The organism is Mesorhizobium sp. M0816, from assembly GCF_040320005.1.
Taxonomy (GTDB): Bacteria; Pseudomonadota; Alphaproteobacteria; order Rhizobiales; family Rhizobiaceae; genus Mesorhizobium.
Genome location: NZ_JAMYOT010000003.1, coordinates 434,839 through 461,354 on the forward strand (window position 1 = coordinate 434,839; position 26,516 = coordinate 461,354).

Annotated in this window: 23 protein-coding genes; 9 read left to right on the forward strand and 14 right to left on the reverse strand. The window is 63.5% G+C overall.

Annotated features, from left to right (window positions below):
• Nucleotides 1-15: 15 nt before the first annotated feature.
• The 6 genes from NKI17_RS06550 to puuE form a co-directional block, all read right to left on the reverse strand.
• A complete protein-coding gene (locus NKI17_RS06550) occupies nucleotides 16-1,602 on the reverse strand; it encodes an ABC transporter substrate-binding protein (RefSeq protein ID WP_023676219.1) in 1,587 nt (528 codons plus the stop codon).
• A 154-nt stretch (nucleotides 1,603-1,756) separates the two neighbouring features.
• Nucleotides 1,757-3,739, reverse strand: coding sequence for a CocE/NonD family hydrolase (locus tag NKI17_RS06555; protein WP_352568401.1), 1,983 nt, complete (start codon nucleotides 3,737-3,739; stop codon nucleotides 1,757-1,759).
• 85 nt (nucleotides 3,740-3,824) lie between these two features.
• Nucleotides 3,825-4,418 carry a nucleoside deaminase gene (locus tag NKI17_RS06560; protein ID WP_031211650.1) on the reverse strand — a complete coding sequence of 198 codons (594 nt, stop codon included), beginning with the start codon at nucleotides 4,416-4,418 and terminating at the stop codon, nucleotides 3,825-3,827.
• Nucleotides 4,418-4,921: an ureidoglycolate lyase gene (locus tag NKI17_RS06565; protein WP_023676220.1), complete on the reverse strand. Its 504-nt coding sequence runs from the start codon at nucleotides 4,919-4,921 to the stop codon at nucleotides 4,418-4,420. Before NKI17_RS06565 ends, NKI17_RS06560 begins: the two co-directional genes overlap by 1 nt.
• On the reverse strand, nucleotides 4,918-5,766 hold the full coding sequence (locus NKI17_RS06570; protein ID WP_023676221.1) for a bifunctional allantoicase/(S)-ureidoglycine aminohydrolase: 849 nt from the start codon (nucleotides 5,764-5,766) through the stop codon (nucleotides 4,918-4,920). Before NKI17_RS06570 ends, NKI17_RS06565 begins: the two co-directional genes overlap by 4 nt.
• A 63-nt stretch (nucleotides 5,767-5,829) precedes the next feature.
• Nucleotides 5,830-7,263: an allantoinase PuuE gene (puuE, locus tag NKI17_RS06575; RefSeq protein WP_352620694.1), complete on the reverse strand. Its 1,434-nt coding sequence runs from the start codon at nucleotides 7,261-7,263 to the stop codon at nucleotides 5,830-5,832.
• A 172-nt stretch (nucleotides 7,264-7,435) separates the two neighbouring features.
• On the opposite strand from puuE, the gene uraH reads away from it, so the two are divergent.
• The 4 genes from uraH (at nucleotide 7,436) to xdhC (ending at nucleotide 12,696) form a co-directional block, all read left to right on the forward strand.
• Nucleotides 7,436-7,810, forward strand: coding sequence for a hydroxyisourate hydrolase (uraH, locus tag NKI17_RS06580; protein ID WP_352620696.1), 375 nt, complete (start codon nucleotides 7,436-7,438; stop codon nucleotides 7,808-7,810).
• Between the two features lies 1 nt (nucleotide 7,811).
• On the forward strand, nucleotides 7,812-9,293 hold the full coding sequence (xdhA, locus tag NKI17_RS06585; RefSeq protein WP_352634922.1) for a xanthine dehydrogenase small subunit: 1,482 nt from the start codon (nucleotides 7,812-7,814) through the stop codon (nucleotides 9,291-9,293).
• Entirely contained in the window at nucleotides 9,293-11,644 is a 2,352-nt protein-coding gene (xdhB, locus tag NKI17_RS06590) for a xanthine dehydrogenase molybdopterin binding subunit (RefSeq protein ID WP_352620700.1), read from the forward strand. Before xdhA ends, xdhB begins: the two co-directional genes overlap by 1 nt.
• Nucleotides 11,645-11,706: 62 nt before the next feature.
• The gene (xdhC, locus tag NKI17_RS06595; protein WP_023676225.1) at nucleotides 11,707-12,696 is read left to right on the forward strand and encodes a xanthine dehydrogenase accessory protein XdhC; all 990 of its coding nucleotides are present in this window, start codon (nucleotides 11,707-11,709) and stop codon (nucleotides 12,694-12,696) included.
• A gap of 8 nt (nucleotides 12,697-12,704) precedes the next feature.
• Here xdhC and dps read toward each other — a convergent pair whose 3' ends face one another.
• The 4 genes from dps to NKI17_RS06615 all read right to left on the reverse strand — a co-directional run bounded on the left by dps (nucleotide 12,705) and on the right by NKI17_RS06615 (nucleotide 16,599).
• Nucleotides 12,705-13,193: a DNA starvation/stationary phase protection protein Dps gene (dps, locus tag NKI17_RS06600; protein ID WP_023676226.1), complete on the reverse strand. Its 489-nt coding sequence runs from the start codon at nucleotides 13,191-13,193 to the stop codon at nucleotides 12,705-12,707.
• Between the two features lie 146 nt (nucleotides 13,194-13,339).
• A complete protein-coding gene (locus tag NKI17_RS06605; protein ID WP_352590945.1) occupies nucleotides 13,340-14,593 on the reverse strand; it encodes an LLM class flavin-dependent oxidoreductase in 1,254 nt (417 codons plus the stop codon).
• The gene (locus NKI17_RS06610) at nucleotides 14,590-15,603 is read right to left on the reverse strand and encodes an LLM class flavin-dependent oxidoreductase (protein ID WP_352905537.1); all 1,014 of its coding nucleotides are present in this window, start codon (nucleotides 15,601-15,603) and stop codon (nucleotides 14,590-14,592) included. The genes NKI17_RS06605 and NKI17_RS06610 overlap by 4 nt, the downstream gene beginning before the upstream one ends.
• Before the next feature lie 75 nt (nucleotides 15,604-15,678).
• Nucleotides 15,679-16,599 (reverse strand): LysR family transcriptional regulator, encoded by a 921-nt coding sequence (locus NKI17_RS06615; RefSeq protein ID WP_352590951.1) that lies wholly within the window; start codon nucleotides 16,597-16,599, stop codon nucleotides 15,679-15,681.
• A gap of 141 nt (nucleotides 16,600-16,740) precedes the next feature.
• Between NKI17_RS06615 and NKI17_RS06620 the strand changes: the two genes are divergently transcribed.
• The 4 genes from NKI17_RS06620 (at nucleotide 16,741) to NKI17_RS06635 (ending at nucleotide 21,108) form a co-directional block, all read left to right on the forward strand.
• Complete coding sequence (locus NKI17_RS06620; RefSeq protein WP_352590954.1) at nucleotides 16,741-17,958, forward strand: urate hydroxylase PuuD; 1,218 nt, start codon at nucleotides 16,741-16,743, stop codon at nucleotides 17,956-17,958.
• Nucleotides 17,955-19,268 carry a guanine deaminase gene (guaD, locus tag NKI17_RS06625; protein ID WP_352590957.1) on the forward strand — a complete coding sequence of 438 codons (1,314 nt, stop codon included), beginning with the start codon at nucleotides 17,955-17,957 and terminating at the stop codon, nucleotides 19,266-19,268. The genes NKI17_RS06620 and guaD overlap by 4 nt, the downstream gene beginning before the upstream one ends.
• 74 nt (nucleotides 19,269-19,342) lie before the next feature.
• On the forward strand, nucleotides 19,343-19,846 hold the full coding sequence (locus NKI17_RS06630) for a heme-degrading domain-containing protein (RefSeq protein ID WP_352795611.1): 504 nt from the start codon (nucleotides 19,343-19,345) through the stop codon (nucleotides 19,844-19,846).
• Nucleotides 19,843-21,108, forward strand: a complete 1,266-nt coding sequence (locus tag NKI17_RS06635) for a glycerate kinase type-2 family protein (RefSeq protein WP_352568394.1) — start codon at nucleotides 19,843-19,845, stop codon at nucleotides 21,106-21,108. The genes NKI17_RS06630 and NKI17_RS06635 overlap by 4 nt, the downstream gene beginning before the upstream one ends.
• A 1-nt stretch (nucleotide 21,109) precedes the next feature.
• On the opposite strand, the gene NKI17_RS06640 is transcribed toward NKI17_RS06635, so the two are convergent.
• The 3 genes from NKI17_RS06640 to NKI17_RS06650 all read right to left on the reverse strand — a co-directional run bounded on the left by NKI17_RS06640 (nucleotide 21,110) and on the right by NKI17_RS06650 (nucleotide 24,737).
• Complete coding sequence (locus tag NKI17_RS06640; RefSeq protein ID WP_280952098.1) at nucleotides 21,110-21,832, reverse strand: UdgX family uracil-DNA binding protein; 723 nt, start codon at nucleotides 21,830-21,832, stop codon at nucleotides 21,110-21,112.
• 86 nt (nucleotides 21,833-21,918) lie between these two features.
• Entirely contained in the window at nucleotides 21,919-23,340 is a 1,422-nt protein-coding gene (locus NKI17_RS06645) for a glutamine synthetase family protein (protein WP_031211659.1), read from the reverse strand.
• A 14-nt stretch (nucleotides 23,341-23,354) separates the two neighbouring features.
• On the reverse strand, nucleotides 23,355-24,737 hold the full coding sequence (locus tag NKI17_RS06650) for an aspartate aminotransferase family protein (protein WP_023676236.1): 1,383 nt from the start codon (nucleotides 24,735-24,737) through the stop codon (nucleotides 23,355-23,357).
• Between the two features lie 157 nt (nucleotides 24,738-24,894).
• On the opposite strand from NKI17_RS06650, the gene NKI17_RS06655 reads away from it, so the two are divergent.
• Nucleotides 24,895-25,350, forward strand: a complete 456-nt coding sequence (locus tag NKI17_RS06655; RefSeq protein ID WP_352620704.1) for a hypothetical protein — start codon at nucleotides 24,895-24,897, stop codon at nucleotides 25,348-25,350.
• Between the two features lie 8 nt (nucleotides 25,351-25,358).
• On the opposite strand, the gene NKI17_RS06660 is transcribed toward NKI17_RS06655, so the two are convergent.
• Nucleotides 25,359-26,333: a WD40 repeat domain-containing protein gene (locus tag NKI17_RS06660; RefSeq protein ID WP_352620706.1), complete on the reverse strand. Its 975-nt coding sequence runs from the start codon at nucleotides 26,331-26,333 to the stop codon at nucleotides 25,359-25,361.
• Nucleotides 26,334-26,516 lie beyond the last annotated feature (183 nt).

Here is a 26,516-nt window from a genome sequence, read left to right on the forward strand (position 1 = left end):
TCCGCAAGGCCGGGCTCAGGCTTCGAGCCAGCACTTCGCCAGAGCATATCCGTTCATCAACTCCTGATGCGGATCATCCACCCACCCGGCAACCTTGGCGCCCGTCGCGTCGATAAACTGATTGAACATCGGCAGGATCAGGCCGCCCTCGTCGCGCACCATCACAGCCATGTCGTGGTACATTGCCTTGCGCTTGGCCTCGTCGAGCTCGGCGCGAGCCGCCAGCACCATCTTGTCGAAATCCGGACGCTTGAACCGTGTGTCGTTCCAGTCGGCCGTCGACAGATAGGCAGTCGAGTACATCTGGTCCTGCGTCGACCGGCCGCCCCAGTAGGAGGCGCAGAAGGGCTGCTTGTTCCAGACTTCCGACCAATAGCCGTCGCCCGGCTCGCGCTTGATCTCCAGCGTGATGCCGGCCTTGGCAGCACTCTGCTGGAACAGCTGTGCAGCATCGACGGCACCGGGGAAGGCGACGTCCGACGTCCGGAGCAGGACGGCACCGTCATGGCCCGACTTCTTGTAGTGGAACTTGGCCTTGTCGGGATCGTATTTGCGCTGCTCGATTTCGGTGAATAGCGGGTACGATGCATTGATCGGGAAGTCGTTGCCGAGCGAGCCATAGCCACGCAGCACCTTGTTCAGCATCTCCTCGCGGTCGATCGCCAGCTTCAACGCCATCCGCAAATCGTTGTTGTCGAACGGCGCGGTGTTGCAGTGCATGATGAAGACGTAGTGGCCGGGTCCCGAATGGTTGCGGATGGTGACGCCGGGCACGCGCTTGATCAGATCGACGATCTTCGGCTCGACGCGGTTGATCATGTGGACCTGGCCGCCCTGCAGGGCGGCCGTGCGCGCCGTGGCGTCGTTGATGACGATGATCTCTATCTGGTCGGCATGGCCCATCTTGTCGCCCTGCCAATAATTGGCGAAGCGCTCGCCGCCATGGCGCACGCCGGGCTCGTTGGTGGTGACCTTGTAAGGACCCGCCGAGATGCCGGCATCGGCCTTGTCCTTGCCGCCATTCGGCTGAATGATCAGGTGATAGTCGCTAAGCAGGTAGGGCAGGTCGGCATTCGGCTCCTTCAGCGTCAGCACCACTTCCTTGCCGCTGGCCTTGATGCTCTCGATGCCTTTCATATAACCGAGCGCACCGGACTTTGACTTCTCGTCCGAATGGCGTTCGAGGGTGGCGGCCACGTCCTCTGCGGTCACCTTCTTGCCGTTGTGGAACTCGACGCCATCGCGGATCTTCAGCGTCCAGGTCTTGGCGTCGTCCGACGAGCCGATCTCCTCGGCGATGCGGTTCTCGAGCTTGCCTTCGGGAGACAGTTCGACGATCAGTTCGCCCCACATCTTGCCGAAGGCGAACGGCACCTGCGTCATAAACAGCGCCGGATCGAGGCTGTTGGTGGACTCGCCACCGACCAGGCCGGCCTTGAGCGTGCCGCCCTTGACCGGACCCGCCGCGCGGGAAGCGCTGGATAGCAGCGAATTGGCGATGGTTGCGGTGACGCCAAGCGCTGCTGCCCGGCCGAGAAAATCGCGACGGCTCAGCTTGCCGGACGCAACGCGCCGGCTCAGATATTCCAGTTCGTTTGACATGTTGAGTTCCTCACTCTGCTGGTCCGACCTTATGGTCGTTTTTCTCATTTCTATCGGGAGAATAATGACCGTAAGGGAAAGCGGTAAGCAAGACCGAATGCGACATGCCGTGGCGTAAATCGTGCGTCGCAATTGGACCAATCGCTATAAGCGCTCAAAGCAGTGCGCGCGGGATTTTCTCCTCGAAGTTGCGCTCGAAGACCAGTTTTTCGCCTTCGTAGGCTTCGATTCTGGCGCTAACCACGAAGCTTTGCGCGTCGGACCGCATTTCGGCGAAGGTTTCGGTGCGCACCGACCATCCATTTCGCGACAGCGTCTGGGTCCAATGCGTCTTGCCCGAGGCTGACAGCGGATTGTCGGGATGGATCGCCCATGTCTCTCTGGCGATGCTGCCATTGGCGAGGCCATGCTCCAGGTCGCGCACCTCACCGAAATCGTCGACGATGGAAAGCGTAATCATTCCGGTCTTTTCGTCGCGATCGACATGACGCTCGGAATTGGCGGGCCGAAGCGTCTCCGTTGCCCAGGGCGCAGCACCTTCGGGAGCGGGGAAGGTGACCTCGTCGCCTGTCGCCGGCGGGCGTACCGGCAGCATCAATGTCGCGGCCGACAATTCGAGCCGGACCGGCTCCGGCGACGGCCAGATCATCGGCCAGTAGGCGTTCGAAACGGCAACGCGCAAGCGATGGCCGGCCGGCACGCGATAGGCGCATTGGTCGAGCACCACCCGGGCGCTGACGGTTTCGCCGGGCACCAGCGCTTCGGGAAATTCGTGCGAGTTGCGATGCGTCAGGTTGAGCACGCCGTACGAGATCAGCTCCGATGCCCCGTCCGGATGGACGTCGCACAGCCGAACCGCGATGTTCGCCTGGCGCCGGTCCGACGAGACGCTGACCACAACTTCGGGAGCACCGACAATGTCGACCGTTTCGGTCAGCACCGGCTGGTCGAAGCACACCGACAGCGCATCGTCGGGGCGCTGGTCACCCGGCAGTTCCGGGCCGAAGGTGAAGGGGAAATATTCGCCGCCGGCGAGGCCGCAGCTTTGCGGCGAAGCGACGATAGCGTGGTTGCCTTCAGCGATAAGCTCAACCTCTTGCGTCTTGATGTTGGGTGACGGCCATTCCGATTCAGCGACCCAGCGGCCCGGCCGCTCGGGATGCCAGCGTGCCGGACGCACGCTGTCCATGACATAGGCGCGGTAGGCGGGGTCGGCCTCGACGCCGGTGTCGATGTCCTTCAGCCAGCGGTCCCACCAGCGCAAGGCCTCCTGCAGGAAGCCGATGCGCGGTTCGGGCGCGGCGTAATGCGGGTATTTGTGGATCCACGGGCCGACGATGCCCTTGACCGGCGCCTCGATATTGACGGCGAGATGGGAAATCGTATTGCGATAGCCATCATGCCAGCCGCCGATCGACAGCACCGCGGCATGGATGGCGGAATAGTCCTCGCAGATCGAGCCGCGCCTCCAATAGGCATCGCGATGCTGGTGCTTCAGCCACAGCGGTGCCAGGAATGGCTGGTTCTCCAGCCTGGTCAGCCACAGGTCGCGCCATCTGTTGTCGCCGGCCAGCAACGGATCCGGCGGCCTTGACGAATAGGACAGCATGGTCGAGGCCCAGCCGAAATTCTCGATCAGCAGGCAGCCGCCCTTGTAGTGGATGTCGTCGGCATAGCGGTCGACCGTCGAACAGAGACTGATGGCCGCCTTCAGCGCCGGCGGCTGCTTAGACGCCACCTGCAGGCAGTTGAAGCCGCCCCACGAAATGCCCATCATGCCGACATTGCCGTTGCACCAGGGCTGGTCCGCCGCCCAGGCGATGACGTCGCAAGCGTCCTGCAATTCCTGCTCGGAATATTCGTCGTCCATCAGCCCTTCGGAATCGCCATTGCCGCGCATGTCGACGCGGATCGAGGCGTAGCCGTGGCCGGCAAAATAGGGATGCGTCAGCTGATCACGATAGATCGTGCCGTCGCGCTTGCGATAGGGCAGGTGTTCGAGGATTGCCGGCACTGGGTCGTCGGCAGCATCGGCCGGCATCCACACCCGCGCCGACAGCCGGCAGCCGTCCGGCATGATGATCCCCATATCCGGAAATTCGACGATCTTTCGGGGGAATTCAGTGACGATTTTCATGCGGGCGAACTCCAGGAGCGCCAGATGATGGAGCCCGTGAGAGCGCGTCATGGGCCAGTCAACGAATTCGGCTGGTCAATCCGCGTCAATTCAGCGGAATGTCGTTTTCGTCCTTGCCGGCCTGATAGGCGCCGGACAATTCGTCATAGCGCGTTGATATTGTGTGGATGCGCGCTTCCAGCCGACCGCGCTCGGGGTCCGGCAGCGAGCGCACCAATTTGCGGATCGAAAAGCTCTTCCAATAGGCATTCTCGGCATTGTAGCCGCCGGGATCGAGGGTGAAGACCTCTTTCAGGATCTTCAAATCGTGCGGGATGTCGAAGCTGTCGCGCGAGTCCTCGTGGCTGAACAGATAGAAGAAATTGTCGAAGCCGGTCCAGGTGATCGCCGACAGACAGAGCGAGCAGGGCTCGTGGGTGGCGAGGAAGATAGCCTCCCTGGTGTCGACGCGCTCGGCTTTCGGCAGTTCGTAGAAGCGCTTCAGGCAGTGCACCTCGCCGTGCCAGAGCGGGTTTTCGGTCTCGTTATTGGTTTCGGCAAGCACCAGCGAGCGGTCGTCCTTGCGCAGGATCGCCGCGCCGAACAACTTGTTGCCATGCGCGACGCCCTCGGCCGTCTTCGGCACGATGTCGTGCTCTATGACATCGAGCAGGCGGTCGATCAGCGAAATGTCGGTCATCACCGGCTCCCATCGGGAAGATGTATCTCGTAGGCGTGCGAGAAATGGCACTCTTCGAGATTGGAGTCGTCGCCGCCACGGTCGACGACCAGGAAGTCCTGCGGCTCGCCGATCGGCGTCAGCACGCCGTGCCACAAATTGCGCGGATAGTTGATGCCTTGCCCGGGCGCGGTGATGAAGGCATGCGGCTCGCCCGGGCCCTCCTCGCCGTCATGGCAGACGACGACCAGGAACGGCCGTGGTGACAGCGGGATGAAGGCCTGGCTGCCAAACGGATGGCGCTCCACCATGGTAAGCTTCAACGGCAGCTCATAGTGCGTGCCACGCACCATCGAGATCAGCACGCGCGCATTCGGCCCTCGTGCTTCCGCGGTGGCGAGGTCATGGTAGCGCTCGGCCTTGCCGCCATTGATCGGATAATGGTTGTCGCCGCCCATATCGATGACGTCGCCGAATTCGGCGAAATTCTCGCGGGTCAGCGGCCGCGCGACGATGCGGGTCATGGTGTAGGTCTCGCGACGCCGGCGCTGCCAAGCTTGGCGTGGCGGTTGACGTCCTTGTAGAGGAGATAGCGGAATTTGCCTGGCCCGCCGGCATAACAAGCCTGCGGGCAGAAGGCGCGCAGCCACATATAATCGCCAGCCTCGACCTCGACCCAGTCCTGGTTGAGACGATAGACCGCCTTGCCCTCCAGCACATAGAGCCCGTGCTCCATGACATGCGTCTCGGCGAAAGGAATGACCGCGCCCGGCTCGAGCGTGACGATGGTGACATGCATGTCGTGGCGCATGTCGGCCGGATCGACGAAGCGCGTGGTCGCCCATCGGCCTTCGGTACCCGGCATCGGCGTCGGCGCGATGTCCTGTTCGTTGACAAAGAACGCTTGCGGCGGCTCGATGCCGTCGACTGCATCATAAGTCTTGCGGATCCAGTGGAAGCGGACGGCGGCGCCGCTTTCATTGTGCACCGTCCACCCACTCGCCGGCGGCAGGAAGGCAAAGCCGCCCGGCCTTAAGCTATGTTTCTTGCCGGCAAGCGAAACGCTTAGCTCGCCTTCGACCACGAACAGCGCACCTTCGGCGGCGGCGTCAAGCTCAGGGTGGTCGCTGCCGCCGCCAGGCGCGAGCTCGACGATGTATTGCGAAAACGTCTCGGCAAAACCCGACAGCGGCCGCGACAGCACCCAGACGCGTGTCCCATCCCAGAACGGCAAGGCGCTGGTGACGATGTCCTGCATCACGCCCTTGGGGATGACGGCATAGGCCTGTGTGAACACAGCGCGGCCGGTCAGCAATTCGCTCTGGCCGGGATGTCCGCCCTGCGGCGCATAATAGGTTCGCTCGGCCATTTTCATCATATCCATAAATTCAAGCCTGTTGCGGAAGCCAGGGCCTATCGCGGCAGCCAAAGCCTATTGCGGAAGCATGTCCTTGAGACGAAGCAGCGCGATGCGCTCGACCTGTCTGCAGGCGGTTTCGAATTCGACATCGTGGCTGTTGCCAATACGCGCCTCGAACTCGGCCAGGATCTCCCCCTTGGTCTTGCCTTTCACCGCAATAATGAAGGGGAAACCGAAACTGGTGACGTAGGCGGCATTGAGTTTTGCGAACAGCTCGCGCTCCTTGTCGGTCAGCGCGTCGAGGCCGGCCGAAGCCTGTTCCCTCGAGGATTCCGCCGTCAGCCGCTTGGCCTGCGCCAGTTTTCCGGCAAGGTCGGGGTGGGCATTGAGCACGGAAAGCCGCTCGGCCTCGCTTGCCGCGCGAAAGACGCGGCAGAGCGCATTGTGCAGGCCGCCGGCACTGTCATGCGCCGGGCCGAGCTCCAGCTCATAAGCGCGCTCGGCAATCCACGGCGAATGCTCGAACACGCCGCCAAATGTATGGACGAAGGCCTCGAATTCCATTTTCGACGGGCGCAGCGCCGGCAACCGGAACGGATGCGTCTCCTGCCAATGTTTTGCGATGTCGATGCGCCGTGCCAGCCAGACCTTGTCGTGTGATTTGACGTAGTCGATGAAGCGCTTCAGTGCCGCGACCCGGCCCGGCCGGCCGACGAGGCGGCAGTGCAGGCCGATGTTCATCATGCGCGGCCGTCCTGCCTTGCCCTCGGCATAGAGCGTATCGAAACTATCCTTGAGATAGGCAAAGAATTGGTCGCCCGAGTTGAAGCCTTGCGGCGTGGCAAAGCGCATGTCGTTGGCGTCGAGCGTATAGGGGATGACCAGCTGCGGCTTCGCCGACCCGTCCGGTGCCGCATGCTCGAACCAGTAGGGCAGTTCGTCGTCATAGGTGTCCGACACATAGTCGAAGCCGCCCTCTTCCGCCGCCAGCCGCACCGTGTTGATCGAGGTGCGCCCGGTGTACCAGCCGGTCGGACGCGCGCCTGTGACCTCATAATGCAGCCGGATCGCCGCTTCCATGTCGCGGCGCTCGTCTTCTGGCGCATGGTCGCGGTAGTCGATCCATTTCAGCCCGTGCGAGGCGATCTCCCAGCCGGCCTCCTGCATCGCCGCAACCTGATCGGGCGAACGCGCCAGGGCCGTGGCGACGCCGTAGCAGGTGACCGGCACTTGCGCCGCGCTGAACAGGCGCAGCAATCGCCAGAAGCCGGAACGGGCGCCGTATTCGTAGATCGATTCCATGTTCCAGTGGCGCTGGCCGGGCCAGGGCGCGGCGCCGACGATCTCCGACAGGAAAGCCTCCGAAGCCTTGTCGCCGTGGAGGACGCAATTCTCGCCGCCCTCTTCGTAATTGACGACGAACTGCACGGCGACATGCGCCCCGCCGGGCCATTTCGGATCCGGCGGATTGGCTCCATAGCCCCGCATGTCTCGTTCGTAACGCATTCTCGCTCCTGCCGGAATTGTGATCAGGATAGTCGAAAGGAGTGCCTGCGCATTCCCCCGAAATTTTTGAAAGTGTTTTTGTCGCGCTCCGCTCGACCGGGACTTATGCATCGCCTTTAATTGGCGCACAATTCATGAATAGTGTTCGACTGTGCAGGGAATGGAGCAGCCAGTGGCGGAAACGTCGAAAGCCGAAGGCGGGCGCCTGACGACCCACGTCCTCGACACTGCAGCCGGCAAACCGGCGGCCGGTCTGTCGATCGAGCTCTATCATCTTGACGGTCAGGCCCGGACGCATCTGAAAACGGTCGTCACCAATGATGACGGCCGTTGCGATGCTCCGCTGCTTGCCGGCGCGGAATTCCGTACCGGCGAATACGAGCTGGTCTTTGCGGCTGGCGATTATCTGCGCCGGCAAGGGACAAAACTGCCGGAACCGGCCTTCCTCGACCATGTGCCGATCCGCTTCGGTATGGCCGAGCCGGTGCACTATCATGTGCCGCTGCTCATGTCGCCTTACGGCTATTCGACTTACCGGGGAAGCTGAGATGGCCGGGATCAAGACACGCAACGAAATCCGGTTCATCCTCAATGGCGAGGACGTCGCGCTCGGCACGGTCGCGCCCGACCAGACACTGCTCGACTGGCTGCGGCTCGACCGCTCGCTGCGCGGCACCAAGGAAGGTTGCGCCGAGGGCGACTGTGGCGCCTGCACGGTGCTGGTCGGCAGGCTCTCCGGTGGAACACTGGTCTATGAAAGCGTCAATGCCTGCATCCGCTTCCTTGGCTCGCTAGACGGCACGCATGTCGTGACCGTCGAGCATCTGCGCGGCGACGCAGGAAAACTGCATCCCGTGCAGCAGGCGATGGTCGATTTCCACGGCTCGCAATGCGGCTTCTGCACACCGGGTTTCGTCATGTCGCTTTATGCTCTGTGGATGCGGGCGCCGGAGCCGTCGGACGCCGCCATCGAAAAGGCGCTGCAAGGCAATCTCTGCCGCTGCACCGGCTACGAGGCGATCATGCGCGCCGCACGTGCCATCTCCAGCTACGGCTCGGCGGCAAAGGATCCGTTGGCGGCGGAGCGCAAGGCAGTCACGACCAAGCTCGAAGCGATGAAGGACGGTTCGCGCATCGAGATCGGCTCCGGCAACAAGCGGCTGATCGTGCCGGCCAATGCCGACGATCTGGCCAGCGTGCTGGTCAAGGAGCCGGGCGCCACTATCGTCGCGGGTTCGACCGATGTCGGCCTTTGGGTGACCAAGCACATGCGCGATATCGCGCCGGCGATTTTCATCGGCAATCTCGATGGTCTGTGCGGGATTTCCGAGAACAAGGGCGTCATCTCGATCGGCGCCGGTGTCACCTATAGCGAAGCCTTCTCGACGCTGGCGAAACGCATCCCGGCGCTCGGCCCGCTGTTCGATCGCATCGGCGGCGATCAGGTGCGCAACATGGGCACCATCGGCGGCAATATCGCCAACGGTTCGCCGATCGGCGACACGCCGCCGCCGCTGATCGCACTCGGTGCCCGCCTGACGCTGCGCCGCGGCGACAAGCGGCGGACGATCCCGCTCGAGGAGTTTTTCATCGCCTATGGCCGACAGGACCGGCAGCCCGGCGAATTCGTCGAGGCCGTGCATGTCCCGGTGCCAGGTAGCGAGACGAAATTTGCCGTCTACAAGATCACCAAGCGCCGCGACGAAGACATCACAGCAGCGCTAGGGGCGTTTACCCTGAAGCTCGCCGCGGATGACACGGTGGCGGATGTGCGCATCGCCTACGGCGGCATGGCGGCAACGCCGAAGCGAGCCTTTGGCGTGGAAAAGGCATTGCTTGGCAAGCCGTGGACGGAAGCGACGGTCGAGGCGGCGATGGCCGCGTACGCCGGCGATTTCACGCCGCTGACCGACATGCGGGCAAGCGCCGAATACCGGGCGCTGGCGGCGCGCAACCTGCTGCTGCGCTTCTTTGCCGAAACCACCGGCACCCGGGCGCCGATCCAGGTATCACGGCACGAGGCGGCATGATGAACAAGCACGCCACCCCAAACCTGAAGGCGCAAAAAATCGCCGGCGGCGTCGCCACCGACCAGCGCCATGATTCCGCGCACAAGCATGTCAGTGGCACGGCCGTCTATATCGACGACATGCCGGAACCGGCCGGCACGCTGCACGGCTGCCTTGGGCTTTCGACGGCGACGCATGCCACCATCACCAGCATGGACCTGTCGGCGGTGCGCGCCGCACCCGGCGTCATCGACGTGCTGACGGCGAGCGACGTGCCAGGCGAGAACGACATTTCGCCGACCGGCCGTCACGACGAGCCGGTGCTGGCCGACGGCAAGGTACAATTCTTTGGCCAGCCGATCTTCTGCGTCATTGCCGAAACCCGCGAGCAGGCGCGCCGTGCAACGAGGCTGGCCAAGGTCGAATACAAGGAATTGCCGTTCGTCGCCGATGTCGGTGAGCTCGATCCACGGATGGATAAGCTGGTCACGCCGCCGCTGACGCTGAAGCGCGGTGATGCAGCGGCTGCGATCAAGGCGGCGCCGCGCCGGCTGAAGGGAAAGATGCGCATCGGCGGCCAGGAGCATTTCTATCTCGAAGGCCATATCGCCTTGGCCATTCCTGGCGAGGACCACGACGTCACCATCTATTCCTCGACCCAGCACCCGAGCGAAATCCAGCACATGGTCAGCCACGCGCTCGGTGTTCCGAGCCACGCGGTGACGGTGGAAATCCGCCGGATGGGCGGCGCTTTCGGCGGCAAGGAAACGCAAGGCAATCAGTTTGCGGCATTGGCCGCTATCGCCGCGAAGAAACATCATCGGGCCGTGAAAATCCGGCCCGACCGCGACGACGACATGATCGCCACCGGCAAACGCCACGATTTCCTCGTCGACTACGAGGTCGGCTTCGACGACGAGGGCAATATTCTGGGCGTAGATTTCATGTTCGCGGCGCGCTGCGGCTTCTCGGCCGACCTCTCCGGCCCGGTCACCGACCGCGCACTGTTCCATTGCGACAACACCTATTTCTGGCCGGCGGTGCACGCGCAATCGGCGCCGCTCTACACCAACACGGTATCGAACACCGCCTTTCGCGGCTTCGGCGGCCCGCAAGGCATGGTCGGCGCCGAGCGCGTCATCGACGAAGTCGCGTTTGCCGTCGGCAAGGACCCGCTCGAAATCCGCAAGAAGAATTTCTACGGCACCAGCGACCGCAACATCACGCCCTATCACCAGACGGTCGAGGACAACGTCATCCACCGCATCGTCGCCGAGCTGGAGGCGAGTTCCGACTATGCGAGGCGCCGCCGCACCATCGATGCTTTCAATGCCAACAGCCGCTTCATCAAGCGCGGACTGGCGCTGACGCCGGTCAAGTTCGGCATCTCGTTCACCGCCACCCATTACAACCAGGCCGGCGCGCTGGTGCATGTCTATACCGATGGTTCGGTGCATCTGAACCACGGCGGCACCGAGATGGGGCAGGGCCTCTATGTCAAGGTGGCGCAGGTTGTGGCGGAAGAGTTCCAGATCGACCTCGATCAGGTCAAGATCACCGCGACGACGACCGGCAAGGTGCCGAATACCTCGGCCACCGCCGCGTCTTCCGGCTCCGACCTCAACGGCATGGCGGCGCAGAATGCCGCCCGCCAGATCAAGGACCGGTTGATCAATTTTGCCGTCGAGAGATACCAGGTGCCGCGGGACCAGGTGCTGTTCTTGCCCAACCGCGTGCGCATCGGCAACCAGGAGATCGCCTTCGCCGATCTCGTCAGGCAGGCCTATATGGCGCGCATCCAGCTTTCGGCGGCGGGTTTCTACAAGACGCCGAAAATCCATTGGGACCGCGACAAGGGCGAGGGCCATCCCTTCTACTATTTCGCCTATGGCGCCGCGTGCTCGGAAGTCTCGGTCGATACGCTGACCGGCGAATATGTCGTCGAGCGCACCGACATCCTGCACGAAACCGGCCGCTCGCTGAACCGCGCCATCGACCTCGGCCAGATCGAGGGCGGCTTCATCCAGGGCATGGGCTGGCTGACGACGGAGGAACTGTGGTGGGACGACAAGGGGCGGCTGCGCACCCATGCGCCATCGACCTACAAGATCCCGCTCGCGTCGGACCGGCCGAAGATTTTTAATGTGACTTTGGCCGACTGGGCGCAAGCAGGCGAGCCGACGGTGCACCGCTCCAAGGCGGTCGGCGAGCCGCCCTTTCCGCTCGCAATGTCGGTGCTGCATGCGCTGTCGGACGCAGTTGCGAGCGTTGCCAGCCACAAGATCTGCCCGCGCCTCGACCCGCCGGCCACGCCGGAGCGTGTGCTGATGGCGATCGAACGGCTGAAGCGGGAAGCCAAAACCGGCACTTGAATCCCGGAAAACGTGCAATTCAGGCCGAAAAACTCTATATTTCCCGATAGGGAACGCAAATGATGAACGCGAAAGTGCAGAGCCTGAAAGCCTTTCTTGCCGGCGCCGGCCGGGTCGCCTTCGTTGAGGTGGCCCGGACAAAAGGTTCGACGCCGCGCGAGACGGGTGCCTTCATGCTCGTCTCAGGATCGGCCACTTTCGGTACGATCGGCGGCGGCCAGCTCGAATACATGGCGATCGACAAAGCGCGACAGATGCTTTTCTCCCCCCTTGAGGGGGAGATGGCCGCGGAGCGGCCAGAGGGGGTCGTCTCAGAAGGTACCGCCAGCGCGTCGAGCACTGCCGCGGCGACCCCACCCGGCGGCTTCGCCGCCACCCTCCCCTCAAGGGGGAGGGATATCCGCGCCACCCTCGACATCGCGCTCGGCCCGGACATCGGGCAGTGCTGCGGCGGCAGGGTCGAGCTGCTGATCCAGCTAGTCGACCCCGCGCTTGAAGCCAAGCTGGTTGCGGCGGCGGAAACCGAGGAAGCGCAGCGACCGCATGTCTACATCCTCGGGGGCGGCCATGTCGGCCAGGCGCTGGCCTCCGCGATGGCCTTGCTGCCGGTGCATGTCGTCGTTGTCGAGACGCGAGCCGAGGCGCTCAAAGGCATGCCGGAAGCGGTCGAAACCAAGCTGACGCCGATGCCTGAGGCGATGGTGCGCGAAGCCCCGGCTGGATCCGCCTTCGTCGTCCTTACACATGACCACGCGCTGGACTTCCTGATCGTCGCCGAGGCTCTGAAACGCCGGGATGCCGCCTATGTCGGCATGATCGGCTCCAGAACCAAGAAGGCGACGTTCCGGAACTGGTTCCTGAAATCGGCGGACGGAAGCGAGGCGGAATTTGCCCACCTCGTCTCGCCGATCGGCGGCGATGCCGTTAAGGACAAGCGCCCGCAGGTGATCGCCGCACTCGCCGTAGCCGAGATTATGACAGCGTTGGCCGGCCATGCGGCGGCACCGTCCGCTCAGTCCAAAGCCTCTCACCGCAAGGCGATGGCTGGCTGACGTTTTGGCTATTCCTTCTCCTGCGTGTGCGCCTCAAGGAACCACAGCAATTTGTCGAGCGAGCGCGAATAGGCGGTGAAGATGTCGGCGGTATCGGCGTCGCCCGCGCCAGCCGCTTCGTCGATCGCGGCGCGTGCCCGCTTGGCGGTCGCGGCATAGCGGTCGATCAGCGCCGCCAGATGGTCTCGGGTCTTGTGGATGTCGGTCGGATAGGCCTCCAGCATAGTCGCCTTCGACACCTCCTGCGAGGTGCCGAGCGCCGTGCCGCCGAGCTGTACGGCGCGCTCGGCAATGGTGTCGACATGGCCGTCGATCTCCTCGCGGAACGTGTCGAGCATCTCGTGGATGGCGATGAATTGCGGTCCCTTGACGTTCCAGTGCGCCTGCTTGGTGATCAAGGCCAGATCGATGGCGTCGGCGAGGCGGGCATTGAGAAGATCGATACACTCTTTCTTGGCATTGGATTGCAGGTCATTGCGGGTGGCGATGGCATCCATGATCGGCTCCTGTGGCGGTTGCGTCCGCGTGGTTTGAAAAGAGGGCGAAGTTTGGGATGGACAATCGAATATGCGCGCAGACGCCCTCATCGCCGCGGCACAGCATCCCAAAACGGCGATCTCCGACTTTCGTTCCGCTCGTCGTTTTACGCCGGCGTTTTCAAGCCCAGATGGTCGCGCAGCGTGCTACCTTCATAATCCTTCCGGAAAAGCCCGCGCCGCTGCAGCTCCGGCACGACAAGCGTGGCAAAGGCTTCGAGTTCGCCGGGAAAATAGGATGGCATGACGTTGAAACCGTCTGCCGCGCCGCCCTCGAAGCGTGCCTCGAGCTGGTCGGCGATCTGGGCCGGAGTTCCGACGACGCGCCAATGACCGCGCGCGCCGGCGAAATGACGGGCAAGCTGGCGAATGGACAGCTTGTCGCGGCGGGATTGCTCGATGACGAGCGCCTGCCGGCTCTGCATGCCTTCGCTGGCCGGCAGCTCGGGCAGCGGTCCGTCGATGGGATAGCGCGCGAGATCGGATATGCTGAGATAGCTGGAAAGCAGCGCGACGCCGACATCGTCCGGTATCAGCTCCTGCAGTTCATCATGTTTTGCCCGGGCTTCCGCTTCGCTTGCCGCGACGACCGGCGCGACGCCGGGCATGATCTTGACGTCCTCCGGCTCGCGCCCATGGGGCGCCAGCCGTCCCTTGAGGTCGTCGTAGAAGGCCTTTGCCTCCTCGAATGTTTGCGCCGCAGTGAACACCACATCGGCGGTCCGGGCGGCGAGATCGCGGCCCTCGTCCGACGCTCCTGCCTGAACCATGACCGGCGCACCTTGTGGCGAGCGCGGCAGATCGAGCGGGTCGCGCACCGAAAAACTTCTGCCTTCGTGTCCACCCTGGCCTCGCCAAAGGCCGGTAACCACGGCAGCGAATTCGCGCGCGCGTTCGTAGCGGTCCGCATGTGGGCGCAGTCCGGTCGAGCCGAAATTGGCGGCCTCGATCTGGCTCGCCGAAGTGACGAGGTTCCAGCCGGCTCGGCCACCGCTCAGATGGTCGAGCGACAGGAAGGTCCGCGCCAGTCCGTAAGGCTCGTTATAGCTCGTCGACGCCGTGGAGACGAGGCCGATGCGCTCCGTCTGGACGGCGAGCGCGGCAAGCAGGCTTATCGGCTCGAAGCCGATCGAGCGCGACGTTTGGCTGGCGATGTTGACATTGGCCTCGCGCACGCCGGCGGCGTCCTCGCAGAAGATCATGTCGAACTTGGCTGCTTCCGCCGTCCGCGCCAACTGGACGTAATGGTCGATGTCGATGCCGGCCGTGACATGCGCCTGCGGATGGCGCCAGGCGGCGATGTGGTGGCCTGTCGCCCACAGGAAGGCGCCGAGCTTCATCTGGCCTCGACCGGCGCTCATTGCCGATCCTCCCCTGCAAGCCCGAGATGGGCGCGCAGTGTCGCCGCGCTGTAGCCGGACCGGACAAGGCCGCGGCGGCGAAGCTCCGGCAGCACGAGACCGACGAAATCGTCGAGCGCCGATGTGAAGGGCATGGCGATGTTGAAACCGTCGCAGGCTTTCGAGCGAAAGCACTCTTCGAGCCTGTCCGCAAACAGGTCCGGCGCGGCGGTTATTTCGGCGCTGACGGTAACGTTCATCAGCACTTTCAGCGCCTCCGGACTGCGCCCGAAGGCAAGCGCACGGCGCTTCAGATCGCCAGCCTTCGCCGGCTCGATCGATGGCTCATCCAGCAGGACGACATCGGCGGTGCGGGCGGCGATATCCGTGTCGGGCTCGGACAGGCCGGACATGACCAGCATCGGCGTGTCCTGCGGCGACCGCGCCACGTTGAGCGGCCCGCGCACGGAAAAATATTCGCCCTTGTGGTCGAGAAGGTGCATCTTCTCGGGATCGAAGAAGCGGCCGCCAACTTTGTCGAACAGCAGCGCGTCTGCGTCCCAGCCTTTCCCCAAGCCTTGCACGATGCCGATGAATTCCTCGGCGCGCAGGCGGAAATCGTCGCCGGAAAACCCTTCCGGCCGGCTGAAATTGGCCGCCTCGCGCGGTTCGGGCATCATGCTCGCGTTCCAGCCGGCGCGGCCATGGCTGATGATATCGAGCGAGGCGAAACGGCGCGCGAGATTATAGGGCTGGTGGGCGACCGTCGACGCCGCGGCGGCAAGGCCGATCCTGCTTGTCACCGTCGCCAGCGCCGCCACCAAGGTCGTTGCTTCGAAGCGCATTTGCCGGTTCGGCCCGCCTGCAACCGGTGCGGAATCGCCGAGCAACACCATGTCCAGGCCGGCCGCTTCGGCTTCTTGCACGAACCGCGTCAGCAGACTGAAGTCCGGGCCGGCGTCGGGCGGATGGGAAGGAGCGGCTTCCGGAGACAGTGAAACGGCGAGACACATTGTGGCGCCGTTGGCCATCGCTTTTCCCTGTTGAGCGAGATTCCTTGAGAATTATCTCGCCGGCTGGACGGAAAGCAACCGGCCAGCCGGCGATCATTTGCCGGCCAGAATATCCCTGATCAGCCGCTGGCAGCGCTCGGCCATGAAATCGAGCAGCAGCCGCACCTTCGGATCCTGCAGCTTCTTATGAGGGTAGACGGCGGCGAACTGCACCGGCGTCGGCGGCGTGTTGCTCAGGATCACCTTCAGCCGCTGGTCGCGGATAAACGGCTCGACCTCGAAGCGCGGCTTGTTGATGATGCCGCGGCCGGACAGCGCCCAGCCGGTCAGCACGTCGCCATCATCGGTATCGTAGGGGCCGTGCACCTCGAATTTTTGCGGTCCGTTCGGCGTCTGCAGCGTCCAGACATATTCGCGCGCGCCGGAATAGCGCAGCATCAGGCAATCGTGCTTCTTGCCGATCAACTCCTGCGGCTCGGTAGGCTCGCCGCGCGCTTCCAGATATTGCGGAGCCGCCACCAGAACGCGTTCGCATTCCATGATGCCGCGCATCCTGAGGCTGGAATCCTCGATGATGCCCAGCCGGAAGGCAACGTCGATGCCTTCCTTCATGATATCGACATTGTGATCGGAAAGCCGGAGCCGCACCTCGATATCGGGGTACCTGTCGTGGAAATCCGGGATTCCGGATGCTACCAGCCGCCGCCCGAGGCCGAGCGGCGCTGTCACCTTTATGGTGCCGCGCGGCTGCCCGGATAACGCGCTGACCGCAGCTTCGGCCTCGGTGACCGCCTCCAGCACCTGCTTGGCGCCGGAGTAGAACACCGTGCCGTGCTCGGTCGGCATCAACTGCCGCGTCGTGCGGTTGAACAGCCTGACGCCCAGGTGCTTCTCGAGCTCCTTGATCCGATTGGAAGCGACCGCCGGCGAAATGCGCATGTCGCGCCCAGCCGCCGATAAATTGCCGAGCTCGACGACGCGAACGAAAACGGCGATGTTGTCGAGATAGGCCATGCGGCTTCCGTGGCTCTCATGTGGCTGCGTATGATCAGCCTAGTATTTTCCAATTTTTTTTGAAAGTCATCGTGCAGCTCGGCCCTTTCCGTTTGCGCTCCAGTCCGTAAAGTCAGTGGATCGGCAGGGACGATTTCTTTCATGATGGATTTCGCGATATTCTGGGATTGGCTGAGTTTCGCCGTGCGCTGGCTGCACGTCGTCACCGGTATCGCTTGGATTGGATCGTCGTTTTATTTCGTCGCGCTCGATCTCGGGCTGCGCCAGCGTCCGGGCATGCCTGCCGGAGCCTTCGGCGAGGAATGGCAGGTGCATGGCGGCGGCTTCTACCATGTGCAGAAATATCTGGTGGCGCCGGCTGAGATGCCCGAGCATCTGACCTGGTTCAAGTGGGAATCCTACGCCACCTGGCTGTCGGGCTTCGCCATGCTGTGCGTCGTCTACTATGCCGGTGCGGACCTGTTCCTGATCGATCCGAATGTGCTTGCCATGTCGGTGCCTACAGGCATCTTGCTGTCGCTGGCGACGATCGGCGTCGGCTGGGTGGTCTACGATCTCTTGTGCCGTTCGCCGCTCGGCAACAGCGACACCGGCCTGATGCTGGTGCTGTATGGGGTGCTGGTATTCATGGCCTGGGGACTGACCCACCTGTTCACCGGCCGCGCCGCCTTCCTGCATCTCGGCGCCATCACCGCGACGATCATGTCGGCCAACGTTTTCATGGTCATCATCCCCAACCAGAAGATCGTCGTCGCCGACCTGATCGCCGGCCGTAAGCCCGATCCGAAATACGGCAAGATCGCCAAGCAGCGCTCGCTGCACAACAATTACCTGACGCTGCCGGTTTTGTTCCTGATGCTGTCGAACCATTATCCGCTGGCGTTCGGGACAGAGTTCAACTGGGTCATCGCCTCGCTGGTGTTCATCATCGGCGTGCTGATCCGGCACTATTTCAACACCAGGCATGCGCGCAAAGGCAATCCGACCTGGACCTGGCTGGCGGCCGCCGTCCTGTTCGTCGTCATCATCTGGCTGTCGACGGCACCGAAGCTGCTGACCGGCGAGGTGAAGGCCTCGTCGGCTGCACAGGTCTACGTCGCCTCGGCGCATTTTCCCGCCGTGCGCGATACGGTGCTTGGCCGCTGTTCGATGTGCCACGCGGCGGAGCCGTCCTACGCGGGCATTTACCACGCGCCTAAGGGCGTGATGCTCGATACCGATGCCGGCATCGCCGAGCACGCCGGCGAGATTTACCTGCAGGCTGGCCGCAGCCACGCCATGCCGCCCGCCAACGTCACCCAGATCACCGACGAGGAACGGGCACTGCTGGTGGCATGGTTCGAAGGCGCAAGGAAATGACCGGCACGCTCCTGCGCGGCCGTACGCTGTCGTTTTTGCGCTGGCCCGAAACCATCGACGACCATTCCGCCTGGCGTTACGAGCAAGATGGCGGCCTGCTGATGCGCGACGGCAGGATCGTTGCCGCGGGCGCCTATGCCGAGGTCGAGAAAAAGGCGGGCGAGGGAACAAAAAAAATCGACCACAGGCCGCATCTGCTGCTGCCCGGGTTCATCGATGCGCACGCGCATTTTCCGCAGATGCAGGTCATCGCTTCCTTCGGCGCCGAGCTGCTCGACTGGCTGAACACCTACACTTTTCCGGAAGAGACAAAATTCCAGAACGCCCAGCATGGCCGCCGTATCGCCAGGCTGTTCCTGGATGAAGTATTGCGGCATGGCACCACGACAGTCGCGGCATATTGCTCGGTACACAAGGAATCTGCCGAAGCGTTCTTCGCCGAGTCGCACGACCGCAACATGCTCAACATCGCCGGCAAGGTGATGATGGACCGCAACGCGCCGGACGGCGTGCTCGACACGCCGCAATCGGGCTATGACGACAGCAAGGCGTTGATCGATGAGTGGCACGGCAAGGGACGCCAGCACTATGCCATCACGCCGCGCTTCGCCATCACCTCGTCGCCCGAGCAATTGGAGATGGCGGGCGCGCTCTGCCGCGAATATCCTGATCTGCACATGCAGACGCATCTGTCGGAAAACCACGCCGAGATCGCCTTCACGCAGCAATTGTACCCGCAGACGCGGGACTACACCGATATCTACGAACACTATGGGCTGCTCGGGCGCAGAAGCCTGTTCGGCCATTGCATCCACCTGTCGGAACGCGAGGCGGATGCGCTTTCGGATAGCGGCTCGGTGGCGGTGTTCTGCCCGACCTCCAACCTGTTTCTCGGCTCGGGCCTGTTCGATTATCAGCGCTATAGCCGCCGCGAGAAGCCGCTTCGCATCGCCGCCGCCACCGATGTCGGCGGTGGCACCAACTATTCGATGCTGCGCACCATGGACGAGGGCTACAAGGTGATCGCGCTGAACGGCGAGAAGCTCAATCCGTTCCAGTCGTTCTGGCAATTGACCCGCGGCAATGCCGAGGCGCTGTCGCTTGCGGAAAAGATCGGCACCCTGGAGGAAGGCAGCGACGCCGATATCATCGTGCTCGACGCCCGCGCCACGCCGGCGATGCGGCTGCGGGTGGAGACGGCGGACACGCTCGCCGAGGAATTGTTTCTGCTGCAGACGCTCGGCGACGACCGCGCCGTGCGCGAGGTCTATGTCGCCGGCCGGGCGGCCAAGGCGGATATAGCGGTTTAGCCGTCGTATGCGGCCGGCTTGACCGGGCGGCAGCCATCCGCCAAAGCAACAGGCGAGATCGACAGGGGAACGACATGGCCGTTGCGGACGACATCGCTCTGATCAAGAAACAGGAAGCCACGCTTGTCTTTTCGGCCTTCGATGAAGCCGTCGCTTTCGAGATCGGCTCGGCGATCCGCGACCGGGCTCTCGAGGAAAACCTGCCGATCATCGTCGATATCAGAACTTTCGACCGGCCGCTGTTCTATGCGGCAATGCCCGGCTCGAACGCCTCCAATCCGGACTGGGCGCGGCGCAAGATCAACGTCGTGCGGCGGTTCTTGAAAAGCACCTACCGCATTGTGCTGGAGCAGCAGCGCCCCGACCGCAGCTTCAAGCCCGGCGAGGGGCTGGACATTGCCGACTATGTGCTGGCCGGTGGCGGCTTTCCCATCACTGTCAAGGGCGCTGGCGTCATCGGCGTGATCGCCGTCTCCGGTCTACCGGAGCGCGAGGACCACGGAGTGGTCGTGGATACGCTGTGTGAGCATCTCCGCATCGACGCGCGCGAGCTGGCATTGCCGGCGGAAGCAAAATGACAGAGGTAGATCCCAAGCCTTTCCTCATTTCGATCTTCAACGCCGCCGTTGCCGCCGCCGATCCCCAGAGGTCGATCAAGGATCATTTGCCGGCAAGGCCGAAGGGCCGGACCATCGTCATCGGTGCAGGAAAAGGCTCGGCGCAGATGGCGGCGGCTTTCGAGAAAGTGTGGGACCGGCCGATCGAAGGTTTGGTCGTCACCCGCTACGGCTATGGCGCGGCCTGCCGGCGCATCGAGATCATCGAGGCGGCGCATCCGGTGCCGGATGCTGCGGGGCTCGAAGCTTCCCGGCGGCTGCTCGAAAAAGTCCAGGGACTGACTGCGGACGACCTCGTCGTGGCGCTCATTTCGGGCGGCGGCTCGGCGCTGCTGCCGTCACCTGCCGAAGGTCTGACGCTAGCCGACGAGATCGCCGTCAACGAGGCGCTGCTCGCCTCCGGCGCGCCGATCGCCGCGATGAACACCATCCGCAAACATCTGTCCTCGATCAAGGGCGGCAGGCTGGCGGCCGCCGCCTATCCTGCCAAGGTGGTCTCGCTGGTTGTTTCTGATATTCCGGGCGACGATCCGGCTCTGGTCGCTTCTGGTCCGACCGTGCCGGATATAGGCAGCCGCGAAGATGCATTAGCGTCGATCGCCGCCTATGACATGAAACTACCGGCTTCAGTGATGGCGCACATCAATTCGCCGGCCGCCGATGCGCCACGTCCGGACGACCCGCGTTTTATCCGCAACGAGGTACATCTGATCGCCTCGGCCGGCGTATCGCTGGAAGCGGCTGCGGCCGAAGCCAGGTACCAAGGTATCGAAGCGGTCATTCTCTCCGATTCCATCGAGGGCGAGGCGCGTGAGGTCGGCAGCGTCCACGCCGCAATCGCGCGCGAAGTGGCGACGCGCAACCGGCCATTCGCAAAACCGGTGCTGATCCTGTCGGGCGGCGAGACGACCGTGACCTTGCGCGCGAAAGGCAAAGGCGGCCGCAACTCGGAATTCCTGCTCGCCTTCGCCATTGGGATCAGCGGCATGGCGGGCGTCCACGCACTGGCCGCCGACACCGACGGCATTGACGGTTCGGAAGACAATGCCGGCGCCTTCGCCGACGGCTCGACAGTGTCGCGGATGCATAAGGCGGGCGTCGATGCCAAGGCCATGCTTGCCGGCAACAACGCCTGGACGGCATTCAATGCCGTAGATGACCTTTTCGTACCCGGTCCGACCGGCACAAACGTCAACGATCTCCGGGCGATATTGATCAAATAGCTCAGGCGGCCATCAGCTTTTTCACCGCTCTCATATCCTGCAGGAACCGGTCGCGTTCTGCCTGCTTGTCCGCCGGCTCGCGAATGCGCAGGATGAAGGACGGGTGGATGGTGACGAAGACACGCAAGCCATCGTCGCGCTCCACGACGGCCCCGCGCATCTTCATGATCGGCACCACCTTGCCAAGCAGCGCCTGCGCCGCCGTTGCGCCGAGCGCCACCGCCAGATTGGGCTTGATCAGATCGATTTCCTTGTCGAGCCACCAGCGGCAAGCCTGCACCTCGCCGGCGTTTGGCTTGGAGTGGATGCGCCGCTTGCCGCGCGGCTCGAACTTGAAATGCTTGACCGCGTTGGTGACGTAGACTTTCAGCCGATCGACGCCGGCATCGTCCAGGATCGCGTCGAACACCTTGCCCGCCGGACCGACGAAGGGCTTGCCCGCCAGGTCCTCCTGGTCGCCCGGCTGTTCGCCGACGAAGATCACCTTAGCTTTATCAGGGCCCTCACCGAACACGGTCTGCGTGGCGTCGTGCCATAGCGGACAGCGGCGGCAGATCTTGGCCGTTTCGCGCAGTTCAGGAATCGTCCTGGCGTCGATTTCTGTCGTTTCCGGAGACTTGCTTGCAGGCAAGCGTCTTGCCTGCACTTTGGCATGGTGCGGCGTCGGGGTTGTCTGCATCCTGGCGATCATGACTAAGGCGGCCTTGCTCGCTCCTGCAATCAGACACGCAATGAGCAAAGCCCGCCGAAGGTTCCGTTGAAATTATTCCGCATGGGCCTTCACCGGCGGATGGCCGACGATGTGATGCCCTACACCTCGTGCAGATAGAGGTGATAATCCAGTTCGCTGACCGTGCGCGCCACGCGCAGATATTCCGACTGCTTGATCGCCACGAACGTCCGGTGCAGGTCTTCGCCCAATGCGCCCTTGAGGAAGGTCGACGCCCTTGCCGCCTCGATCGCGGCACGCCAGTCGACCGGCATCGTCGTGCGCGTGACGGCCGATTCGTAGCCATTGCCGGTGGTTTCGGGACCGGGATCGAGGCCTTCGTCGAGGCCTTTGACGACACCGGCCAGCACCGTTGCTGCCACTAGGTAAGGATTCGCGTCGACGCCCGATGGCCGGTGCTCGATGCGGCGGTTCTTGGCATCGCCGGCCGGCACACGCAGTGCCACCGAACGGTTGTTGACGCCCCAGGTCGGCGCCACCGGCGCATAGGATTGCGAGACGAAGCGCCGCCATGAATTGGCATGCGGCGCGAAGACCAGCATCGATTCCGCCATCGTCTGGATCAGTCCGCCGAGGCCGCGCAGCAGCGGCAGCGACCAGCTTTCGCCGCCGGTTTCGGCAAAGACATTCTTGCCGGCATCATCCAGCAGCGAGACATGAAAATGCATGCCCGAGCCGGCATATTTCTCGATCGGCTTGGCCATGAAGCAAGCGGTGACACCATGACGGCGCGCCTGCGCCCGCACCAGTCGCTTGAGCATCACGAGATCGTCGGCCGCCCGCATCACATCCTTGCGGTAGTTGAGCGTCAGCTCGTACTGGCCGGGCGCATATTCCGAGATGACCGTCTCGGCCGGGATGCCTTGCACCTTGGCTGCGGCGTAGATGTCGGAAAACAGCGGCTCCATGCCGTGTAGATGGTCGACGGAATAGACCTCCGTCTTGGCCGAGCGGCGTCCGTCAAGCACCGCGTGCGCCGGCTGCACCTTGCCTTCGGCATCGCGCTCGTTGGCGAGCAGGAAGAATTCGAGCTCGAAGGCGCCGGCCGGATGCAGGCCCTTGGCCGCGAGGATGTCTACCTGGCGGGCGAGTGCCAGCCGCGGGTCGGACGACATCGGCTGGCCATCGAGATGGTACATCGCCATCAGCACCTGGCCGCGCGGCGGCTGGGTGGCGAACAGCGGCACCAGTGTGCCGGGGATCGGCCACGCCCGCAGGTCGCCGTCGCCCGTCGTCCAGATCAGCCCGGTCTCGTGAACATCCTCGCCGGTGATGTCGAGGCCGAGGATCGAGATCGGCATGTGCCGGCCCCCCTCGTAGATGCTCATCAACTCATGCCGGCGCACGATCTTGCCGCGCCCGACGCCATTGGCGTCGGTCAGCACGATGTCGAACGCTTCGATCTCGGGATGAGCGTCGAGAAAGGCCTGCGCCTCGGCGGGCGTCGAGCCCGAAGGGGATGCCGTGACCAGGTTCAAACTTTGCTTGGGCGCTTGTTTCATGCCGCAAGCTTGTCTCACGCCGTAAGCTTTGCCGCAACCGCGCCGAAGGCAGTGATCAGCCGGTTCACCTGGGCGGCGCTGGTCGTAGGAGAGATCAGCATCATGTTGTGGAAGGGTGCGATCAGCACGCCGCGATTGACCAGCGCGACATGGATTGCCGCCTCGAGCTCCGGCACGTGCGCAGCTTCCGCTTCGCCGCCGTTCCTCAGCGGGCCCGGCGCGCAGATGAACTCGACACGGGCACCGACGCGAGCAACATGCCAGGGCAGACGATAGCGATCGATGACGGCGGTCAGCCCGGCGTCGAGCCGCTGCGCCAGATGGTCCATATGGCTGTAGTTCTCGTCGGTCATGACGTATTCGAGCGTGGCGCGCATCGCTGCGAATTGCAGCGGATTGGCCGACAGCGTTGTCCCCATGCCGGAGTAGCCGGGCTCTTTCCGACTGATATAAGCGGCATAGCGGGCCGCAACGTCTTCGCTCATGCCCCAGACGCTCGCCGGTACGCCGCCGGCAATCGGCTTGCCCAGCACGAACAGGTCCGGCTCCAGCCCGTATTTGCTTGTATAGCCGCCGGGACCGGTCGAAATTGTATGCGTCTCGTCGATTAGAAGCAGCGTGCCGGTCGCACGGGTGAGACGCCGCAAGCCATCATGAAAGCCGGCTTCGGGCAGCACCATGCAGGAATTGGTCAGCACCGGCTCGGCGATGACGCAGGCGACATCGTTGCCCCGGAGTGCCGCCTCGAGCGCCGGCAAATCGTTGAACTCGACGACATCTGTCGCCCGGGTCAGGTCGCGGAATTCGCCGGCCAGTCCCGGTCGATTCACCGCTTTCCCGGCGACCAGCCGCACCATCGTCTCGTCGACCGAGCCATGATAGCAGCCGTTGAAGACCAGTATCTTCTCCCGGCCGGTAACGGCGCGGGCAACCCGCAGCGCGAAGCGGTTGGCATCGGTCGCCGTCGTCGCGATCTGCCACGACAGCAAACCGAAGCGCTGCTGCAGCAACGGTCCGATGGCCAGCGCGTCTTCGGAAGGTAGCATATAGGTCAGTCCTCGTCCGGCCTGCCGGCGGATGGCGCGGGCGACCGGCGGCGGCGAATGGCCGAACATCGAGCCGGTGTCACCAAGGCAGAAATCGTCCAGCCGATTGCCGTCGATGTCGGTGATCGCAGCGCCCTTGGCACTGTCGACCAGGATCGGGAATGGCGTCGGCCAGTCGTTCATCCAATGCATCGGCACGCCGCCGAAGAAGCCGGGCAGGCCATTGCCGATTTTCGCCATCGATTTTGGCCGCGCCCGGCGGAAGACTTCTGCCTCGGTCGCGCGCAACTCGACGATCCGGGCCGGGCCGATGCCGCCGATGCAAGTCTTTGAATGGTTCATGACGTTCATGCCGGCCCTCTCAGTCGCACTTTAGACAATCGGCATCCGCCACCGCAATTGGCCGGGCGGCTGCCCTGTGTTGGGTCAGCGGTCATTTGAATGAAAACAGGCGCTTGACCGCGAGCCGCCTTCGGGCGCCAATGGTACTTCGGCTGGAGGGCATAAGATGGTGCGGGCGATCGTCTGCGCAGCAACGCTGCTGTCGTCGGTTGGTGCGGCTCTGGCGTCCGGCGGCATCTGGTGTTCCGCCGAGGATGCAGCCGTCAAATTTCAGGTCGGTGCCGGGATCACCAGAGGCATGGGCGGGCCGACCTTCAATTTTAGCGGCGAGCTCGAGATTCTGGGCAGGCCGGCTGGCGACAGTCTGCGCGAGACATTGTTCGAGGATCAGAACCTCACGCAATATTGGCTCGACAACAAGGAATTGCGGCTGCTCGTCTACCACGAACGGCAGGTCGAAAACGCCTACGGCTATGTCGAACTGGCGATCCTGACCAAGGCCAGCGAGGAAGGCGTCTATGACGGTCGCTATTTGCTCTCAATCTATGATGTAACGGCCGATGCCGAAAAGGACGGCAAGCAGGCTGAATTGACCGGCAAAGTATCTTGCGGAGCCGAGTAAGTAACAGGCTACGCCGAAATATCGATGACGCCGCAGTCGCCCGCAGCGCTGCCAAAGGCGACGCGGCGCTCTTCCTTGTCCCACATCATCGAAGTGACGGCGCCCTTGCCCGGCCGGCGCAACAGCACTTCCTTGGCGTCGGCGAAGCGCACCGCCATCACCATCCCGTCATCATAGCCGATAGCAACGACGTCCTGGCTCGGGTGGCAGGCGACCGTGGTCACCATGGAGCTGCCGCGCGCGCCGAGTTCCAGCGGCGCCTTGCCCATCGGCCCGTCTTTGCCGGAAAACGGCCAGACGATCGCCGCCGGCGCGCCGGAACTCGCCAGCCATTTGCCCTTGGCGCTCCACGACAGGCTTTTCACCTTGCCGGGGTAGCCGGACATGCGCATGTGCTTGCCGTCGGCGAGCTTCCAGCCATGCAGCGCGTTTTCCTGCATTGTGGTGACGACGAAGCCTCCGTCCGGCGAGAAAGCGATGCCGGTGTGGGCGCCGGCCCATTCGAGCTCGACCGGCTTGCCGTCGGCAGCCGGGAAGTGCAGCGTCGCGCCATTGTAGCGGGCAACGCCGAAGCGCATGCCCTTGGGCGAGAAGGCAAGCCCCTCGACCGAGCGCGGATGCGAGAATTCCCTGGTCTTGCCGTCGGCAAAGCGCACATAGGCAATCTTGCCCGAAGCATAGGCAACAGCGCCTTGCGGCCCGGCGGCGACGCTGGTTATCCATTTTTTGCCTGCGGTCGCCAATTCCGTTGTATTGCCGCCTGGGGTCACGGCAAAGATCCTGCCGTCCTCACCACCGGTGATCAGTCGGTCGTTTGCCGCATCATGGAAGGCGGCGAGCATTCCGTCATTGGCCTGCACCGCCTTGTGGCCGTGGTCGAGCCGATGGATTGTGCCGTCGGCCAGCGCAAAATGCGGCACGTCGCCGAGAAACACGGCGGCGAGGCAGTGGCCTTCGAGATCGAGCGGGGCGACTGTCGGCATGAGAGATCATTCCGTTCGAGATTTCTGCTTGTCATCTAACCCTGCCGAGCTGTCGGCGAGGCTCCGCCTTCTCCCCTTGTGAGGGCTTTGCACGGGAAGCGAAATCCTGGTTGGTGAGTTAATGGGGCTTTTTTGAAGGCCGGGAAAGCAGTTTTCGACGGCTTGGTATGGCATCGACCGGCA